Source organism: Blastococcus sp. SYSU D00868, from assembly GCF_054050575.1.
Map to the genome: position 1 here is coordinate 1 of NZ_JBJGZO010000001.1, position 16656 is coordinate 16656.

General features: G+C 74.6%; 18 protein-coding genes. 5 read left to right on the top strand and 13 right to left on the bottom strand.

Annotated elements, in window-relative coordinates; translation table 11 throughout:
• The first annotated feature begins 210 nt into the window (after positions 1–210).
• Entirely contained in the window at positions 211–558 is a 348-nt protein-coding gene (locus tag ACI79F_RS00005) for a hypothetical protein (RefSeq protein ID WP_456578854.1), read from the top strand.
• A gap of 1 nt (position 559) precedes the next feature.
• Here ACI79F_RS00005 and ACI79F_RS00010 read toward each other — a convergent pair whose 3' ends face one another.
• The 6 genes from ACI79F_RS00010 to sodN all read right to left on the bottom strand — a co-directional run bounded on the left by ACI79F_RS00010 (position 560) and on the right by sodN (position 4346).
• Positions 560–1342 carry an HAD-IIA family hydrolase gene (locus ACI79F_RS00010; protein WP_456547711.1) on the bottom strand — a complete coding sequence of 261 codons (783 nt, stop codon included), beginning with the start codon at positions 1340–1342 and terminating at the stop codon, positions 560–562.
• Positions 1339–1824 (bottom strand): N-acetyltransferase family protein, encoded by a 486-nt coding sequence (locus ACI79F_RS00015; protein ID WP_456547712.1) that lies wholly within the window; start codon positions 1822–1824, stop codon positions 1339–1341. The genes ACI79F_RS00010 and ACI79F_RS00015 overlap by 4 nt, the downstream gene beginning before the upstream one ends.
• Positions 1821–2648 (bottom strand): CDP-diacylglycerol--serine O-phosphatidyltransferase, encoded by an 828-nt coding sequence (pssA, locus tag ACI79F_RS00020; protein WP_456547713.1) that lies wholly within the window; start codon positions 2646–2648, stop codon positions 1821–1823. The genes ACI79F_RS00015 and pssA overlap by 4 nt, the downstream gene beginning before the upstream one ends.
• An 11-nt stretch (positions 2649–2659) precedes the next feature.
• Positions 2660–3325 carry a phosphatidylserine decarboxylase gene (locus ACI79F_RS00025; RefSeq protein ID WP_456547714.1) on the bottom strand — a complete coding sequence of 222 codons (666 nt, stop codon included), beginning with the start codon at positions 3323–3325 and terminating at the stop codon, positions 2660–2662.
• An 81-nt stretch (positions 3326–3406) separates the two neighbouring features.
• Positions 3407–3820: a VOC family protein gene (locus ACI79F_RS00030; protein ID WP_456543843.1), complete on the bottom strand. Its 414-nt coding sequence runs from the start codon at positions 3818–3820 to the stop codon at positions 3407–3409.
• 121 nt (positions 3821–3941) lie between these two features.
• Positions 3942–4346, bottom strand: a complete 405-nt coding sequence (gene sodN / locus ACI79F_RS00035; protein WP_456543842.1) for a superoxide dismutase, Ni — start codon at positions 4344–4346, stop codon at positions 3942–3944.
• 117 nt (positions 4347–4463) lie between these two features.
• Here sodN and ACI79F_RS00040 point away from each other — a divergent pair, with 117 nt between their 5' ends.
• Positions 4464–4781 (top strand): S26 family signal peptidase, encoded by a 318-nt coding sequence (locus ACI79F_RS00040; RefSeq protein ID WP_456578861.1) that lies wholly within the window; start codon positions 4464–4466, stop codon positions 4779–4781.
• 11 nt (positions 4782–4792) lie between these two features.
• Here the strand turns inward: ACI79F_RS00040 and ACI79F_RS00045 are convergent, their stop codons facing one another.
• Positions 4793–5395 carry a dTDP-4-dehydrorhamnose 3,5-epimerase family protein gene (locus ACI79F_RS00045; RefSeq protein ID WP_456543840.1) on the bottom strand — a complete coding sequence of 201 codons (603 nt, stop codon included), beginning with the start codon at positions 5393–5395 and terminating at the stop codon, positions 4793–4795.
• Positions 5396–5446: 51 nt separating this feature from the next.
• On the opposite strand from ACI79F_RS00045, the gene ACI79F_RS00050 reads away from it, so the two are divergent.
• Positions 5447–6634 (top strand): NAD(P)-dependent malic enzyme, encoded by a 1188-nt coding sequence (locus ACI79F_RS00050; RefSeq protein ID WP_456543839.1) that lies wholly within the window; start codon positions 5447–5449, stop codon positions 6632–6634.
• Positions 6635–6859: 225 nt separating this feature from the next.
• Here the strand turns inward: ACI79F_RS00050 and ACI79F_RS00055 are convergent, their stop codons facing one another.
• From ACI79F_RS00055 to ACI79F_RS00080, 6 genes are all read right to left on the bottom strand, one after another.
• Positions 6860–7573: a metal-dependent hydrolase gene (locus ACI79F_RS00055; protein ID WP_456543838.1), complete on the bottom strand. Its 714-nt coding sequence runs from the start codon at positions 7571–7573 to the stop codon at positions 6860–6862.
• Positions 7574–7670: 97 nt separating this feature from the next.
• Positions 7671–8954, bottom strand: a complete 1284-nt coding sequence (locus ACI79F_RS00060; RefSeq protein ID WP_456543837.1) for a multidrug effflux MFS transporter — start codon at positions 8952–8954, stop codon at positions 7671–7673.
• Positions 8951–9133 (bottom strand): DUF6104 family protein, encoded by a 183-nt coding sequence (locus ACI79F_RS00065; protein ID WP_456543836.1) that lies wholly within the window; start codon positions 9131–9133, stop codon positions 8951–8953. The genes ACI79F_RS00060 and ACI79F_RS00065 overlap by 4 nt, the downstream gene beginning before the upstream one ends.
• Before the next feature lie 14 nt (positions 9134–9147).
• Positions 9148–12999: a multifunctional oxoglutarate decarboxylase/oxoglutarate dehydrogenase thiamine pyrophosphate-binding subunit/dihydrolipoyllysine-residue succinyltransferase subunit gene (locus tag ACI79F_RS00070; RefSeq protein WP_456543835.1), complete on the bottom strand. Its 3852-nt coding sequence runs from the start codon at positions 12997–12999 to the stop codon at positions 9148–9150.
• A gap of 115 nt (positions 13000–13114) precedes the next feature.
• A complete protein-coding gene (locus ACI79F_RS00075; protein WP_456543834.1) occupies positions 13115–13879 on the bottom strand; it encodes an ABC transporter permease subunit in 765 nt (254 codons plus the stop codon).
• Positions 13876–14919, bottom strand: coding sequence for an ABC transporter ATP-binding protein (locus tag ACI79F_RS00080; protein ID WP_456543833.1), 1044 nt, complete (start codon positions 14917–14919; stop codon positions 13876–13878). Before ACI79F_RS00080 ends, ACI79F_RS00075 begins: the two co-directional genes overlap by 4 nt.
• Before the next feature lie 150 nt (positions 14920–15069).
• Between ACI79F_RS00080 and ACI79F_RS00085 the strand changes: the two genes are divergently transcribed.
• Positions 15070–15528: a universal stress protein gene (locus ACI79F_RS00085; protein WP_456543832.1), complete on the top strand. Its 459-nt coding sequence runs from the start codon at positions 15070–15072 to the stop codon at positions 15526–15528.
• A gap of 20 nt (positions 15529–15548) precedes the next feature.
• Positions 15549–16643 (top strand): adenylate/guanylate cyclase domain-containing protein, encoded by a 1095-nt coding sequence (locus tag ACI79F_RS00090; RefSeq protein WP_456543831.1) that lies wholly within the window; start codon positions 15549–15551, stop codon positions 16641–16643.
• The last annotated feature ends 13 nt before the right edge of the window (positions 16644–16656 follow it).

Below are 16656 nucleotides of genomic sequence, written 5' to 3' on the forward strand. Positions count from 1 at the left end.
TTTTTTGGGGCGCCTGTTGGGGTGGTGGGTTTTGGGGGGGCTGTGGGGGGTGGGGTTGTTTTAGGGGGGGGGGGGGGGGGCCCCCCCCCCCCCCCCCCGCGGCGCAGCCGCGCCGACCGGCTGCTGGGCGGGGCGGCCGAGCCCGGCGCGCCGCGGCCGCGGGCCGACCGGCCGGAGGCGCCCGCCGCCGTCCGCCGCGCCGCGCTGGTCGTGGCGCTGGAGGCCGCGCTGCTGCTCGGCGGCGCGCTCGTCCTGCTCTACCTGACGCTGACCAGCACGCCGACGAGCACCAGCAACGCGGTCGCCGAGGTCGTCTACGTGGCGATCTTCGGCGCCGCGATGGCCGCCGCCGCGGTCGGCCTGTGGCGGGTGTCGGCGTGGGCGCGCGGGCCCGTGGTGGTGCTGCAGCTCATCCTGGCCGCGCTGGGCTACACGACGGCGTTCACCGCCGAGCGGCCGGAGATCGGGCTGCCGGTGCTCGTGCTCGTGGCCGTGGAGCTCTACCTGCTGGCCACCCCCGAGGCCCGGCTCGCCTTCTTCCAGCGCTCGGAGGAGTAGCTCAGACCAGGTCGACGACGTCCGCGATCGAGTCGAGCACGCGGCCGGGGCGGAACGGGAAGCGGGACACGTCGCCGGCCCGGGTCGAGCCGGTCAGCACCAGGATCGTGTCCAGCCCGGCCTCGATGCCGGCCACCACGTCGGTGTCCATCCGGTCGCCGACCATCACGGTGCTCTCCGAGTGCGCCTCGATCCGGTTCATGGCGCTGCGGAACATCATCGGGTTCGGCTTGCCGACGAAGTACGGCTCCGCGCCGGTCGCCTTGGTGATCATCGCGGCCACCGCGCCGGTCGCCGGCAGCGGCCCCTCGGCGGACGGCCCGGTCACGTCGGGGTTCGTGGCGATGAACCGGGCTCCGGCCTCCACCAGGCGGACGGCGCGGGTGATCGCCTCGAACGAGTAGGTGCGGGTCTCGCCGAGGACGACGTAGTCCGGGTCGGTGTCGGTGAGCGTGTACCCGGCCTCGTACAGCGCCGTCGTCAGGCCCGCCTCGCCGATGACGTAGGCCGACCCGCCGGGCAGCTGGGTGGACAGGAAGTCCGCCGTCGCCAGCGCCGAGGTCCAGATGGCCTCCTCGGGCACCTGCAGCCCCGACCGGGCCAGCCGCGCCGCGAGGTCGCGCGGCGTGAAGATCGAGTTGTTCGTCAGCACGAGGAACCGCCGCCGCCGCTCGACCAGCCGGGCGAGGAACTCGGCGGCGCCGGGCAGCGCGTGGCCCTCGTGCACCAGGACGCCGTCCATGTCGGTGAGCCAGCACTCCGCCGGCTGGCGCCCGGTGCTCATGCTCCCCGCCGGTCGGCGGCGAAGCCGGCGAGGGCCTCGTCGGTCAGCCGGAAGACGGTCCACTCGTCCATCGGCACCGCCCCGGCGGCCCGGTAGAAGTCGATGGACGGCGTGTTCCAGTCCAGCACCGACCACTCCAGCCGGTCGTAGCCGCGCTCCACACAGGTGGCCGCGAGGGTCCGCAGCAGCTCCCGGCCGAGGCCGCTGCCGCGGTGCTCCGGCTGCACGTAGAGGTCCTCGAGGTAGATGCCGTGGGTGCCGCGCCAGGTGGAGAAGTTGAGGAACCACAGCGCCGTCCCGACCACGCGGCCGTCCTGCTCCGCGACGTGGCCGAACAGGGCGGGGGAGTCGCCGAACAGCGCGGCGGTCAGCCGCTCCTCGGTGAGCCGGACCTCGTGCAGCGCCTTCTCGTAGTCGGCCAGCTCGCGGACCAGGCCCACCACGGCGGGGACGTCGGCGGGCCGGATCTCCCGGACGCTCATGTGAGCAGCTCCTTGACGCGGTCGGGCACCAGCCGGGCCAGCGGTGACAGGGCGGGGACGAGGACGGGGGCGAACAGGTAGCCGTAGGCCAGCACGCAGCCGGTGACGACGGGGACGGTGGCGAAGCCGACGACGATCACGACCGCGGCGGCGATCAGGCCGTACGGGCGGCCGCTCTTGGGGCTGACCAGCGAGCGGAACGACCGGAAGCGGACGGTGCTGACCATCAGCAGCGCCGGCACCGCGACGATGAGCAGCACCCACAGCCGGTCGCGGCCCTGCATCTGGTCGCCGAAGGCGAACACCGAGGCCAGGACGACGCCGGCGGCGCCGGGGCTGGGCATGCCGGTGAAGTACCGCTTGTCCGCCGTCGGGTCGATCGTCGTGTTGAACCGGGCCAGCCGGATCGCCGCACAGGCCACCCACAGCCCGCAGACCACCCAGCCCAGCGGGTCCCAGCCGTCGCGGCCCTCGGAGAACAGCGTGAAGGCCAGCAGGGCCGGCGCCATGCCGAAGGAGACCAGGTCGGCGAGGGAGTCGAACTGCAGCCCGAACGGCGTCACGGCGCCGACCAGCCGGGCGACCGCGCCGTCGGTGATGTCGAAGACGACCGACAGCCCGACCAGGACCGCGGCCAGCGTGTGGTCCCCGCGGATCGACACCAGGATGGCGACGAAGCCGCACATCATGTTGGCCAGCGTGAAGAGGCTGGGCAGGGTGGCCAGCGCCCGCCGCCGGGTGCCGCGCACCGAGCCGCGGACGAACTCCACGGTCGCCGTCCGGCGGGTCTGCGGGACCCCGGCGCCCGACGCGGAACTGGGCATGCCGCCGCTCCTCAGCCGGCCGCGGGCCAGCGCGCGATGACGGTCTCGCCGCCGCGCACCCGCTGCCCCGTGCGGACCGTGATCTCGCACTCCGGCGGCACGAAGACGTCCATCCGCGACCCGAACTTCATCAGGCCCATCCGCTCGCCGGTGGCCAGGCGCTGCCCGACCCCGGTGCGGGTGACGATCCGGCGGGCCAGCACGCCGACGATCTGCCGGAAGACCACCGTCCGCTCGCCGTCGCGCAGCCACAGCTCGCTGCGCTCGTTGCGGTGCGCGGACTCCTTGCGGTACGCGGCCAGGAAGCTGCCCCGGCGGTAGGAGCTCTCCACCACCTCGCCGGCGTACGGCGAGCGGTTGACGTGCACGTCGACGACGGAGAGGAAGACGCTGACCTGCTGCCAGTCCCCGGGCGGGGCGACGTCCTCCTGCGGCTGCCCGGCGACCATGACGACGCCGTCGGCGGGGGAGAGGACGTCGTCGGGGGCCGGGGCCTCGCGGTCACAGCGGCGGTCCGGGTCCCGGAAGAACAGCGTCATGTAGGCCGACAGCCCGACCAGCGGCCAGGCCACCCGCCGGGGCCAGCGGCGGCCGGAGACCGACGCGGCGGTCGACAGGAGGGCGGCAGGGGCCAGCGGGCCGGCGATGAAGGGCCAGCCGGCGGGGTCGATGCGCATGGTGGCCCCCACGCTACCGGGGGCCGCGGAGCGGGGCCGGGGCGTTCCCGGGCCGGCGGGGCCCGGGAACGCCCGCGGGGCTCAGGAGGCGGGAGAGGTGGCGTTGACCAGCCAGCGGATGCCGTATCGGTCGGTGACCTGCCCGAACGTGTCGCCCCACATCTGCTTCTCGAACGGCACGTCGACGGTGCCGCCCTCGGCCAGCCCCTCGAAGTAGCGGGTGAGGGTCTCCGGGTCGTCGCCGGAGATCGAGCAGGAGACCTTGTCGGGGCCGCCGGCGTCGGGGTCGTGCCCGTCGGAGGCCATGAGCTCCAGGCCGGCGTCGGTGCGCAGGAAGGCGTGCATGACGCCGTCGGCGGGGTACTCGCCGCCCCCGCCGCCCGCGTCGCCGAACGTCATCACGTCCAGCTGCCCGCCGAGGACGGAGCGGTAGAACTCCATCGCCGCGCGGGCGTCGCCGGCGAAGTGCAGGTACGGGTTGAGGCGGATGGCCATGGTCGCTCCTCGGGAGTGGGGTCGTCGGAGGGCAGACGGGGCCCGCGCCGCGGACTCATCGGCCGCCGGGGACGCCACCGGCCGGCGACCCCGGGGGGTCACCGGCCGGTGAGGGGGAGGGTCAGGCCGCGGCCTTGGTCTCCCAGAAGATCTTGTCGATCTCGGCGATGTAGTCGAGCAGCTTCTGGCCCTCGGCCGGGTCCATGCTGCCCTTGCCGCCGGCGGCGCCGGCCTGCTTGGTCGCCTTGTTGAACAGCTCGTGCAGCTGCGGGTACTTCTCGAAGTGCGGCGGCTTGAAGTAGTCGGTCCACAGCACCCACAGGTGGTGCTTGACCAGGTCCGAGCGCTGCTCCTTGATCAGCACGGCGCGCTGCCGGAACACCGGGTCCTCGTTGGCCTGGTACTTCTCCTGGATGGCCTTGACGGACTCCGCCTCGATGCGGGCCTGGGCCGGGTCGTACACGCCGCAGGGGAGGTCGCAGTGCGCGGTGGCCTCCACGGCGGAGAACATGCGGAACAGACGCATGGACGTAGCCTCCGGTTCTCGTGGGGTGGGTCGTCTGCGACCCTACTCGCGGTGACCGGCGCGGACAGAGGGGGACAGGGGGCTCCCGCCCTGCTCACGCCGTGGGTCGTGGCCCGGGTGAGCGGCCCCTCGATGAGCCCGACGGTGCGTTCCGGTGACCGGCTGCTCGTGCGGCGGGTCGCGCCCGGCGGGCGGGTCCGCTCCGGCGACGTCGTCCTCGCCCGGTTCCCGGCCCGGCCGGACCTGCTCGTGGTCAAGCGGGTCGTGCACCCGCTGCCGGGCGGGCACTGGGTGCAGGGCGACAACGCGCTCGTCACCGACGACAGCCGGGCGTTCGGGCCGGCCGTCGTCGTCGGGCGGGTGGTGGCGCGGCTGTGGCCGCGCCCGGGGCGCCTGGGCGGGCCCCCGCCGGACGCGCCCGACCCGGGGCGGTAGGCCCCGCGGCGTCAGGCCCCGCGGCGCTCCGCGTAGCGCGCGGCGCACTCGGCCATGGTGGGCAGCAGCCCCTGCTCGCGCGCCTCGGTGAGGGTCGGGGCGGCGCGGTCCTTGGCCGACAGCTCGAAGTCGACGTCGGCGGGCCAGGGGAGGTCCAGTTCCGGGTCGAGCGGGTGGACGCCGAACTCGCGGGTCGGGTCGTAGCCGCTGGAGACCAGGTAGGTCACCGAGCTGCCGTCGGCCAGGGCGACGAACGCGTGGCCCAGCCCCTCGGCGAGGTAGACCGCCCGCGGCTCGTCGCTGTCCAGCAGCACCGCGTCGGAGACGCCGAAGGTGGGGGAGCCGACCCGGACGTCGACCACCACGTCGAGCACGCGGCCCGCCGGGCAGTAGACGTACTTGGCCTGCCCGGGCGGCACGAGGGCGAAGTGCACGCCCCGCAGCGCGCCGCGCGCCGAGACGCTGTGGTTGGCCTGGACCAGCGGCAGCGCGGAGCCGGCCGCCTCGGCGATCAGGTCGGCGCGGTACCACTCGGTGAACCGGCCGCGGGCGTCGCCGTGGGACACCAGGTCGATGGCGTAGGCGTCGGGCACGGCGAGCTCGCGGATCTCCACGGTCGCACCGTAGCGAGGGGCCTTCGGCCGGAGGATTACGCTGCCGTGTCCATGGACGGGAACTCCGACTCGCAGCAGCCCGACCGCTTCGCCGACGACCCGGCGTTCGCGGTGCACGAGGGCGGCAAGCTGGTCGTACGGTCCACCCGGGCCATCGGCTCGATCGCGGACCTGGCGCTGACCTACACCCCCGGCGTGGCCCGGGTGAGCAGCGCGATCGCCGCCGAGCCCGAGCTCGCCCGCCGGTACACCTGGGCGCCGCGCACGGTCGCGGTGGTCTCCGACGGCACCGCCGTGCTCGGCCTGGGCGACATCGGCCCGACCGCGGCGCTGCCGGTCATGGAGGGCAAGGCCTGCCTGTTCAGCGAGTTCGCGGGCCTCTCGGCCGTGCCGGTCGTGCTCGACACCACCGACGTCGACGCCATCGTCGAGACCGTCGCGGCGATCGCGCCGTCCTTCGGGGGCATCAACCTCGAGGACATCAGCGCCCCGCGCTGCTTCGAGGTGGAGGAGCGGCTGCGCGAGCGGCTGGACATCCCGGTGATGCACGACGACCAGCACGGGACGGCGATCGTCGTCCTCGCCGCGCTGCGCAACGCGGCGAAGGTGGTCGGCCGCGAGCTGGCCGGTCTGCGCGTCGTCGTGTCCGGTGCCGGCGCGGCGGGTGTGGCATGCACCAAGATCCTGCTCGAGGCCGGGGTGGGGGACATCGCCGTCGCGGACTCCCGCGGCGTGCTGCACACCGGCCGGGAGGACCTCACGCCGATCAAGCGCTGGGTCGCCGAGAACACCAACCGGGCGGGCTACGCCGGGACCATGGTGGGTGCCCTCGAGGGCGCCGACGTCTACCTGGGCCTGTCCGGCGGCTCGGTGCCGGAGTCGGCCATCGCGTCCATGGCGCCGGACTGCATCGTGTTCTCGCTGGCCAACCCGATCCCCGAGGTGGACCCGGAGATGGCGGCGCGGTACGCGGCCGTCGTCGCCACCGGCCGCAGCGGCGAGCCGAACCAGATCAACAACGTGCTGGCCTTCCCCGGGGTGTTCCGCGGCGCCATCGACGCCGGCGCCAAGCACATCACCGAGGAGATGAAGCTCGCCGCGGCCACGGCGATCGCCGACGTCGTCGGCGCGGACGTGCGGCCCGACTACATCGTGCCCAGCCCGCTGGACCGCCGGGTGGCCGAGGCCGTCGCCGCCGCGGTCGCCGCCTGCGCCCGCGACCAGCACGTCACGGTCTGACCCCCGCGCGGCGGGGATCCGCCGGCGTCACGCCGGCGGATCCCCTCCGGTGGGGCGGGAGACCGGGTCGAGGACGCCGGCCGGCATCCGCGAGGGCCACGGTGGCCGCGCGGGCGTCCCGGGCCGGCCGCACGTATCCGTCGCGGCCGGGGAGGCGGTGCACCGCCCGGGCCGCCGCCGTCGGCCCGGAGGGGCGGGTGCCGGCCGGCGTCGGGTGACCCCCGCTCAGACCCGCGCGAGCAGGTCGGAGATCAGCGGGTCGACGGTGTCGCGGACCGCGGTGTTGGCGTAGAGGAACCACAGCGCCGCGACCACGAAGCCCGGCGCCAGCACCGCCTTCTCGAGGAAGGCGCCGGTGTGCATCGGGGTCAGCTTGAGCCGGCAGCGGCGCACCAGCCAGATCAGCGGCATCGGCACGCCCTGCCGGGTGATCGCGTCGCCGGCGATGTGCACCAGGCAGCCGAGGCCGACCGCCCACGGCAGCCACATCGGTTGCGGGGTGTGGTCGAGCAGGAACCAGGCGCCGGCCCAGGACAGCGCCAGGTTGCCGATCACGGTGTTCTCGGCCCGGCCCGGGATGATGAAGTGCAGCGCGTGCAGCGCCAGGCCGATGGCCAGCGCCATGAACAGCAGGCTCGACCAATAGTTGCGGGCGGCGAGGACGGCCAGGCCGGCGAAGGCCAGCGGGCCGAGGACGGCGTCGTGGGTGCCCCATCGGTGCCCCTGGGCGAGGCGGCCGATGGCGCCGGACGGCACGTCGGTGATCGGCCCCCACATGTCGGACACGGTGGAGCCGTGGGCGTCGAGGTCGGGCAGCATCGAGAACCCGCCGACGGCGGCGACCCACGCGACCTGGGCGACCGTCCCGTCGACCGGGGCCCACGGCAGCGTCGCGGCGCCGACGGCCAGGCCCGAGAGGGCGTGGGAGTGACCGAGCACGGCCGCAGGGTGCCGCGCCGGGCGCCGCGGGCGGGGGAGGCGCGCGGAGGTCGAGGCCGGGGCCCGGGTGGGGGCAGGACCGGGGGCAGGACGGGGGTCAGGCCTCGGGCGCCGCCGCCGGCTCGCTGACCGGGGCATCGGTGGGATCCGGCTGACGGGCGAGGAACGCCGTGGCGAGCCCGCCGAGCAGCGCGAACCCGAGCATCACACCGGCCATCGGCAGCAGCGTGCCCGCGGCACCCAGGCCGGCCAGCGGCGCGCCGACGCCGGCGATGGCGAACTGCCCGACCCCGACCAGCGCGGACGCCGTGCCGGCCGCGCGGGCGGCGTCGGCCATGGCCAGCGCGGTCGCGTTGGGCAGCACGAGCCCGGTCGCGGCGACGACGGCGAACAGCGCCGGCAGGACCACCGGCAGGCCGGCACCGGCGACCGCGCCCGCCACGAGGACGGCCGAGCCGGCGGCCTGCAGGCCCAGGCCCACCCGCACCAGCAGGCGCGAGCCGGTCCGGGCGACCAGCACCCGGGACGCCTGGCCGGCCAGCACGATCCCCGTCCCGTTGGCGGCGAAGACGAGGCTGAACTGCTGAGCCGAGAGCCCGTAGCCGTCCTGCAGGACGAACGACGAGCCGGAGATGTAGGTGAACAGCGCGCCGAAGGCCAGACCCTGGGAGAGGACGGCCGCGACGAAGGTGCGCCGGCGCAGCAGGGCGCGGCCGTTGCGGACCGTGCTGCGGACGCCGCCGGCCACCCGCCGGTCGGGCGGCAGCGTCTCCGGCAGCCGCCACGCCGCCGCGAGCAGCAGCACGAGGCCGATCGCGGCCAACACCACGAACAGCCCGCGCCAGTCGGTGACCCGCAGCAGCTGCCCGCCCAGCACGGGCGCCAGGACGGGCGCCGCACCGCCGATCGAGGCGAGGACGGCGAACACCCGCGCCGACTCGGTGCCCTCGTACCGGTCCCGGACGATCGCCCGGGCCAGCACGATCCCGGCCGCGCCGCCCAGCCCCTGCAGCAGCCGGATGGCCACCAGGACCCACACGGTGGGGGAGAGGGCGCACAGCAGCGACGCCAGCGCCCAGGCGCCCACGCCGAGCAGCAGCGGGCCCCGGCGGCCGAAGCGGTCCGACAGCGGCCCGGCGACGAGCTGCCCCGCCGCCAGACCCAGGGCCACCGCCGACAGGGTCAGCTGGACCGGGGACTGGCCGGCCCGCAGGTCGTCCTCCACCGCCGGCAGCGCCGGCAGGTAGAGGTCCATCGACAGCGGGCCGAACGCCGACAGGGCGCCCAGCAGCACGAGGAGGCCCCGCGGGGAGCCGGGACGGCCGTCGCGCAGGATCCGGCCCCGGGCGTGCGAGGGGATGGGGGCGAGGGGGTCCCTCACTCCTCGTCGTCGTCGGTGCCGCCGCGGGCCAGCCACGTGGCCAGCCGCTCGACGGGCACCTCGAACTCGGGGTTCTGGTCGACGAAGGCCTGGAGCTGGTCGGCCAGCCAGGCGAGGGTCACCTGCTCCTCGCCCCGCCGGTCGACCAGCTCCTCCAGGCCACGGTCGGTGAAGTACACGCTCGGCCGGCTGCTCAGTCGGCGAAGGCCTGCGCGACCAGCTGGCGCTGCTCGACCTCGTGCACCTTGGCCGAGCCGACGGCCGGGCTGGCCGAGGCGCGGCGGCTGACCCGGCGCAGCTGCCGGCCGGCCGGCAGGTGCTCGGGCAGGTTCACGGCCATGAACTGCCAGGCGCCCATGTTCGCCGGCTCCTCCTGCACCCAGACGACGTCCGAGGCGTTCGGGTAGCGCTCCAGCTGGGCCACGATCTGCTCCGCCGGCAGCGGGTAGAGCTGCTCGACCCGCACGATCGCGGTGTCGCGGGCGCCGGCGGACTCCCGCTGGGCCATCAGGTCGTAGGCGACCTTGCCGCTGCACAGCAGCACCCGGCGCACCGCGGCCGCGTCGAGCTGCTCGCCGCCGACGCCGGTGTCGGGCAGGACCGGCCGGAAGCCCTCGTCGGTGAACTCGGCGACCGCGCTGACCGCCGCCTTGGAGCGCAGCAGCGACTTCGGGGTGAACACGACCAGCGGCCGGTGCACGTCCGACAGCGCCTGCCGGCGGAGCAGGTGGAAGTAGTTGCCCGGGGTCGTGCAGTTGGCGACCGTCATGTTGTTCTCGGCCGACAGCTGCAGGAACCGCTCGATCCGGCCGCTGGAGTGGTCCGGACCCTGGCCCTCCAGCCCGTGCGGGAGGAGCAGGACGACGCCGGAGCGCTGCCCCCACTTCGCCTCGCCGGAGCTGATGAACTCGTCGATGACCATCTGCGCGCCGTCGACGAAGTCGCCGAACTGCGCCTCCCAGAGCACGAGCGCCTTCGGGTTGGCCACCGAGTAGCCGTACTCGAAGCCGAGGGCGGCGTACTCCGACAGCAGCGAGTCGTAGACGAAGAACTTCGCCTGGCCCTCGGCCAGGTGCAGCAGCGGGGTGTACTCCGCCGCGCTCTCCCGGTCGATGAGCACCGCGTGCCGCTGCACGAAGGTGCCGCGCCGGGAGTCCTGGCCGGCCAGCCGGACCGGGATGCCCTGCATGAGCAGCGAGCCGAAGGCGAGCAGCTCGCCCATCGCCCAGTCGATGCCGCCCTCGCTGACCATGGCCGCGCGCCGCTCGAGCATCTTCTGCAGCTTCGGGTGCGGCGTGAAGTCCGGCGGGAAGGAGACGTGCGCGTCGCCGATGGCCTTGAGCACCTCGGTGGGGATGGCCGTGGCGACGTCGGACTCCTGCGCCGTCCGCGGGTCCATGACCGGCTCGGGCTTGGAGGTGTCCCGGGCGTCGTGGGTCTCAGCGAAGGCCCGCTCGAGCTGGCCGCGGTAGTCCTTCAGGGCCTCCTCGGCCTCGGCCAGCGTGATGTCGCCGCGGCCGATCAGCGCCTCGGTGTACAGCTTCCGGACCGAGCGCTTGCGGTCGATGATGTCGTACATCAGCGGCTGGGTCATCGACGGGTCGTCGCCCTCGTTGTGCCCGCGCCGGCGGTAGCAGACCAGGTCGATGACGACGTCCTTGCGGAACGCCTGCCGGTAGTCCACGGCCAGCCGCGCCACCCGGACGCAGGCCTCGGGGTCGTCGCCGTTCACGTGGAAGACGGGGGCGCCGATCATCCGCGCGACGTCGGTCGAGTAGAGGCTCGAGCGAGCCGCTGCCGGGCTGGTGGTGAACCCGACCTGGTTGTTGATGACGACGTGCACGGTGCCGCCGGTGCGGTAGCCGCGCAGCTGGGAGAGGTTCAGCGTCTCCTGGACGACGCCCTGCCCGGCGAACGCGGAGTCGCCGTGCAGCAGGACCGGCAGCACGGTGAAGCCGCTCTCGCCCTTGTCGATCATGTCCTGCTTGGCGCGGGCGATGCCCTCGAGGACCGGGTTGACCGTCTCCAGGTGCGAGGGGTTGCTCGCCAGCGAGACGGCGATCTCCTTGCCGTCCTCGAGCGGGTTGCGGAACGTGCCCTCGGCGCCGAGGTGGTACTTCACGTCGCCGGAGCCCTGGACGGTGCCGGGGTCGATGTTGCCCTCGAACTCGCCGAAGATCTTGGCGTAGCTCTTGCCGAGGACGTTGGCGAGCACGTTCAGCCGGCCGCGGTGGGCCATGCCGATCGCGACCTCGTCGAGCTGGTGGTCGGTGGAGGCGATGAGCACCTCGTCCAGCAGCGGGATGACCGACTCGCCGCCCTCGAGGCTGAACCGCTTCTGCCCGACGTACTTGGTCTGCAGGAAGGTCTCGAACGCCTCAGCGGCGTTGAGCCGGCCCAGGACGTGCTTCTGCTTCTCCCGGTCGGGCTGCTCGGCCTTGAGCTCGACCCGCTTCTGGATCCACTCGCGCTCCTCGGGGTCGGTGATGTGCATGTACTCCACGCCGACCGTGCGGCAGTAGGAGTTGCGCAGCACGCCGAGGATGTCGCGCAGGGCCATCATCCGCTCGCCGGCGAAGCCGCCGACGGGGAACTTCCGGTCCAGGTCCCACAGGGTCAGCCCGTGCTGGAGGATGTCCAGGTCGGGGTGGGTGCGGACCTTGAACTCGAGCGGGTCGGTGTCGGCCATGAGGTGGCCGTTGCGCCGGTAGGCCTCGATGACCTCGATGACCCGGGCTTCCTTGTCGATCTGCCCCTCGCGGCTGACCCGCACGTCGGGCATCCAGCGCACCGGCTCGTAGGGGATGCGCAGCGAGCGGAAGACGTCGTCGTAGAAGCCGTCCTCGCCCAGCAGCAGCGCGTGCAGCCGGCGCAGGAAGTCGCCGGACTCGGCGCCCTGGATGATCCGGTGGTCGTAGGTCGAGGTCAGCGTGATGATCTTGGAGATGCCGAGCTCGGTGAGCGCCTCGGGGCTCATCCCCTGGAACTCGGCCGGGTACTCCATGGCCCCGACGCCGATGATCGCGCCCTGCCCGGCGGTCAGCCGCGGCACGGAGTGGTTGGTGCCGATCGTGCCCGGGTTGGTCAGGCTGATGGTGGTGCCCGAGAAGTCCTCGAGGGTCAGCTTGTTCTGCCGGGCGCGGCGGATGACGTCCTCGTAGGCCGCCCAGAACTGGGCGAAGTCCATGGTCTCGGCGGCCTTGATGGAGGCCACGACCAGGGACCGCGAGCCGTCGGGCTTGGGCAGGTCGATCGCCAGGCCGAAGTTGACGTGCTCGGGCTGCACCAGCACCGGCTTGCCGTCGACCTCGGCGAACGCGTTGTTCATGTTCGGGAAGTCGTCCAGCGCCCGGACCAGCGCGTAGCCGATCAGGTGGGTGAAGGAGACCTTCCCGCCGCGGGCGCGGGCCAGGTGGTTGTTGACGACGATGCGGTTGTCGGCCAGCAGCTTGGCCGGCACGGCGCGCACGCTCGTGGCCGTCGGGACGGTCAGCGAGGCGTTCATGTTCTTGACGACGCTGGCGGCGGCGCCGCGCAGCGGCGACTGCTTGGGGCCCTCGCCGGCGGCGGGCGCCTTGGCGGCGGCGGCCGCCGCGGGGGACGGCTTCGGCGCGGGGGCGGCCGGGCGCTGCTGGTCGGTGCGGTCGGCGGCGCGGCCGACCACGGTGGCCTCGGTCTTGGGCTCGATGCCGACGGCGGGCGGCGCGGCGGCGGCCCGGCCGTTGCCGGCCTGCGCGGCGGGCTCCTGCGCCGCCGCGGGCTCCGCGGCGCGCTGCTCGGCGGCGGCCGGGGCGGCGGCCTGCGGCGCCGGCGCCTCCTGCGCCGCGGCCTGCGGGGCCGGCGCGGGGGCCTGCTCGCGGTCGTCGCTGGACGCGACCGGGCTGCCGGGCCGGTAGTCGGCGAAGAACTCGTGCCAGGCCTGGTCCACGCTGGACGGGTCGGCGAGGTACTGCTGGTACATCTCCTCGACCAGCCACTCGTTGGTGCCGAAGCCGGCCACCGCGGAGGACGGGGAGGAGGAGGTGGACGGCCGGGAGGGGCTCACGCGTGACACGGGGTCGAGTGCCTTCTTCGTCGTCGATCGAGCGGGATTTGACCGGTGTCCGATGCTACGCCCGCCGGTTGCTGCGGACCGGTCGGTGTCGGGCGCGCCCGAGGCGTCACACCACGTCGCGGCGGGCGGCCAGCCAGGTGCCGACGAGCGCGGCGACGACGCCGTAGGCCAGCAGCAGCACCGCACCCTGCCACGGCTCGAGCAGGTCCGGCGCCTCGAAGTCGGAGGTGATGGCCTGGACGGCGCCGCCGGGCAGCCACTTGTAGGCGCCCTGGATCGCGCCGATCGAGGCGACGATCGGCTCGATGACGTTGAGGTAGACCAGCGCCCCGACGATCGCGCCGACCTGGTTGCGGACCAGCGCGCCCACGCCCACGCCGATCACCGTGAACACCACGAGGACCAGGCCCGAGGCGGCCAGCGTGCGCAGGTTGTCCCCGCCCAGCCCGGGCGCGTCGCCCCGCGCGCCGGCGTACAGCAGGACGACGAGGACGTTGACCGCGAGGACCGCGAGCGCGAACGGCACGGCGACCACCGCGTAGGCGGCCACCTTGGCGGCGATGACCCGGCCCCGGCGGGGGGTGGTGAGGAACGTCGGCGTCGCCGTCCGGTGCCGGTACTCCTGGGTCATCCCGATGATCCCCAGGATCAGCAGGAAGACGCTGGCGTTGGCCGCGACCGAGAAGACCAGCTCCTCGTACTCGGCCGTGCCGATGGCCGGGAGGCCGGGCCCGCCGTCGCCGTCCTGCCCGGCCAGGCCGGTGAACAGGGCGGCGAAGCCGCCGGCGAGCAGGCAGCCGCCGAGCAGCATGCCCAGCCACGTGCGGGTCGTGAACAGCTTGGTCCACTCGGCGCGCACCAGCGCGGTCATCGGGGGTCCCCCTGGGGAACGGTGCCCGCGGGGACGGCCGCGTACTGCTCGGTCCCGCTGGTCAGCTGGAAGTAGATCTGCTCGAGGCCGCTGCTGCGGGCCGCCAGCTCGTGCAGCTCCACCCCGGCGGCGAACGCGGTGGCGCCGACCTGGTCGGTCGTGGCGCCGGTGACGGTGAGCCGGGTCGGGTCCTCCACCGCGACGGAGCGGCCGGGGCCCTCCAGCAGCGCGGCGAGCCGGGCCGCCTCGGGGCTGCGGACCAGAACGCTGCCCGCGCCCTCCGCACCCGCCCGCAGCTCGGCGATCGAGCCCTCGCGGACCAGCCGGCCGGCGCCGACGATGACCACCCGGTCGACGGTCTGCTCGACCTCGGCCAGCAGGTGGCTGGAGACCAGGACCGTCCGGCCCTCGACGTGGGCGAGGTGGCGCAGGAAGCCGCGCAGCCACTGGATGCCCTCGGGGTCCAGGCCGTTGGCCGGCTCGTCCAGCACCAGCACGGCCGGGTCGCCGAGCAGCGCGGTGGCCAGTGCGAGCCGCTGCCGCATGCCGAGGGAGTAGCCGCCGGCGCGCCGGCCGCCCGCGTCGGCCAGGCCGACCTGGTGCAGCACCTCGTCGGCGCGGGCGAGCGGGAGGCCCGCCGCGCGGCAGTACACGCGCAGGTGGTTGCGGCCGGAGCGGGCCGGGTGGAACGCCGTCTCCAGCACCGCGCCGACCAGCCGGGTGGGCTCGGGCAGGTCGCGGTACCGGACGCCGTTGAAGGTCGTCCGGCCGCGGTCGGCGACGAGCAGGCCGAGGGCCATCCGCAGCGTCGTCGTCTTGCCGGCACCGTTGGGCCCGAGGAAGCCGGTCACCGAGCCGGGCTCGACGGTGAAGCTCAGGTCGTCGACGGCCCGGACGGCGCCGAAGGTCTTGGTCAGGCCCGTGACCTCGACCCGGACGGGGTCGCGGCGGGCCGGTCCGCCGGTGGGGGTGGTTCCGGTGGCGGTGCTGCCGGTGGCGATGACGCCCTCCTCGTGCGGCTCGGGGCCTGACCCGGCCATCCAACCGCACCCGGTCGGCGTTCCTGCGAACCGTTCGCGAGATGTTCACCGTGTCCTGCCGCCCGCGGCGTCGTTGCACCGCGGGAGCGGACAGGTCGCCGGTCACCTACAGTCCCGGCGACGACGGAGTCGAGGCAGGGAGCGCAGCACGTGGGTGCCTATCGCACGGTGGTCGTCGGCACGGACGGTTCGGATTCCTCGCTGCGCGCGGTCGCGCGGGCCGGCGCGCTGGCCGGTGCCTGCGACGCCCAGCTGGTGATCGCCTGCGCCTACCTGCCGACCGAGGCCGACGACCGCGAGCTCTCCCGCGCCCAGGACGTGCTCGGCGACGAGGCCTACCAGGTGGTCGGCTCCTCACCGGCCGAGGAGACGGTGCGCACGGCCGCCGAGCGGGCGGCCTCGGCCGGCGCCGGCCAGGTGCGGTCGGTGGCGGTGGCCGGCTCCCCGGTCGAGGTGCTGATCGACGTCGTCCGGCGCGAGCAGGCCGACCTGCTGGTCGTCGGCAACCGCGGGCTCAACGGCATCAAGGGCCGGCTGCTGGGTTCGGTGCCGGCCGACGCGACCCGGCGGTCGGCCTGCGACGTCCTCGTCGTGCACACCACCGGCTGAGCCGCGGGGCGGTCGCGCGGATGGGAGAGCCGGGCACGGGAGGCGACGCCGAGGCGCTCGACGCGCTCGAGCGTCTGCTGCTCGGCGGTCCGCGCCGCTGGACCCGGCACGAGGTCGCCGCGAAGGCCGGGATGCCTCCGGCGCGCACCCAGCGGCTGTGGCGGGCGCTGGGGTTCCCCGACGTCGCCGACGACGCGGTGGTCTTCACCGACGCCGACGTGCACGCGCTGGGGCTGCTGTCGACGCTCATCGACGCCGGCTTCGTCGACGAGAACACCGAGGCCTCGATCGCCCGGGCGCTGGCGCAGGCGCTGTCCCGGCTGGCCGACTGGCAGTCCGACCTGCTCGCCGAGACGCTCGTGCGGAGCGCCGGCGGCGTGGGGGAGGCCGATGTCGGGCAGGTGATGGAGGCCGCCCAGCGGCTGCTGCCGGTGCTGCGCGCGGTGCAGGACTACGTGTGGCGCCGGCACCTGGCCGCCAACGCCGAGCGCCTGCAGGCCTCCGGCGGGGTGGCCGGGGACCGCCGGGAGCTCGCCGTCGGCTTCGCCGACCTGGTCGGCTACACCTCGCGCAGCCGCGGGATGGACGCGCGGGAGCTCGGCGCGATGATCGAGGACTTCGAGGCGATCGCGGCGGAGGTCGTCGCCCGGCGGGCCGGCCGGGTGGTCAAGACCGTGGGGGACGGCGTCCTGTTCACCGCCGGGACGGCGGCCGCCTCGGCCGAGATCGCCCTGGAGCTGCCGGAGACCTGGGCCGCCGAGGACCGCCCTGCGCTGCGGGTCGGGGTCGCCTACGGGCCGGTGCTCACCCACCTCGGGGACGTCTACTCGCCGGTGGTGAACCTGGCCAGCCGGCTGACCTCCGTGGCCCGGCCGGGCACGGCGCTGGTCGATCGCGAGCTGGCCCGCCGGCTGCGGGGCCTGCCCGGCTACCGGGTGCGGCCGCTGCGCCGGGTGTCGGTGCGCGGCTACGAGCACCTGCAGCCGTGGCTGCTGCGCCGCCGTCCGCCCGGCGAGGAGGACCTGGCGCTGGAGGAGATGCTCGACGAGATCGCCGACGACGTCCTCGAGCAGGACGACGACGACCCCGACCGGACGGCCGGCGAATCCGGTTGAACCGCCCTGGCAG

Excerpts from the sequence above, each read along its gene's own strand:
- pssA (WP_456547713.1), bottom strand. The coding sequence starts at position 2,648 with ATGCCCAGTTCCGCGTCGGGCGCCGGGGTCCCGCAGACCCGCCGGACG.
- sodN (WP_456543842.1), bottom strand. The coding sequence starts at position 4,346 with ATGCGTCTGTTCCGCATGTTCTCCGCCGTGGAGGCCACCGCGCACTGC.
- ACI79F_RS00090 (WP_456543831.1), top strand. The coding sequence starts at position 15,549 with ATGGGAGAGCCGGGCACGGGAGGCGACGCCGAGGCGCTCGACGCGCTC.
- ACI79F_RS00010 (WP_456547711.1), bottom strand. The coding sequence starts at position 1,342 with ATGAGCACCGGGCGCCAGCCGGCGGAGTGCTGGCTCACCGACATGGAC.
- ACI79F_RS00025 (WP_456547714.1), bottom strand. The coding sequence starts at position 3,325 with ATGCGCATCGACCCCGCCGGCTGGCCCTTCATCGCCGGCCCGCTGGCC.
- ACI79F_RS00030 (WP_456543843.1), bottom strand. The coding sequence starts at position 3,820 with ATGGCCATCCGCCTCAACCCGTACCTGCACTTCGCCGGCGACGCCCGC.
- ACI79F_RS00015 (WP_456547712.1), bottom strand. The coding sequence starts at position 1,824 with ATGAGCGTCCGGGAGATCCGGCCCGCCGACGTCCCCGCCGTGGTGGGC.
- ACI79F_RS00080 (WP_456543833.1), bottom strand. The coding sequence starts at position 14,919 with ATGGCCGGGTCAGGCCCCGAGCCGCACGAGGAGGGCGTCATCGCCACC.
- ACI79F_RS00050 (WP_456543839.1), top strand. The coding sequence starts at position 5,447 with ATGGACGGGAACTCCGACTCGCAGCAGCCCGACCGCTTCGCCGACGAC.
- ACI79F_RS00075 (WP_456543834.1), bottom strand. The coding sequence starts at position 13,879 with ATGACCGCGCTGGTGCGCGCCGAGTGGACCAAGCTGTTCACGACCCGC.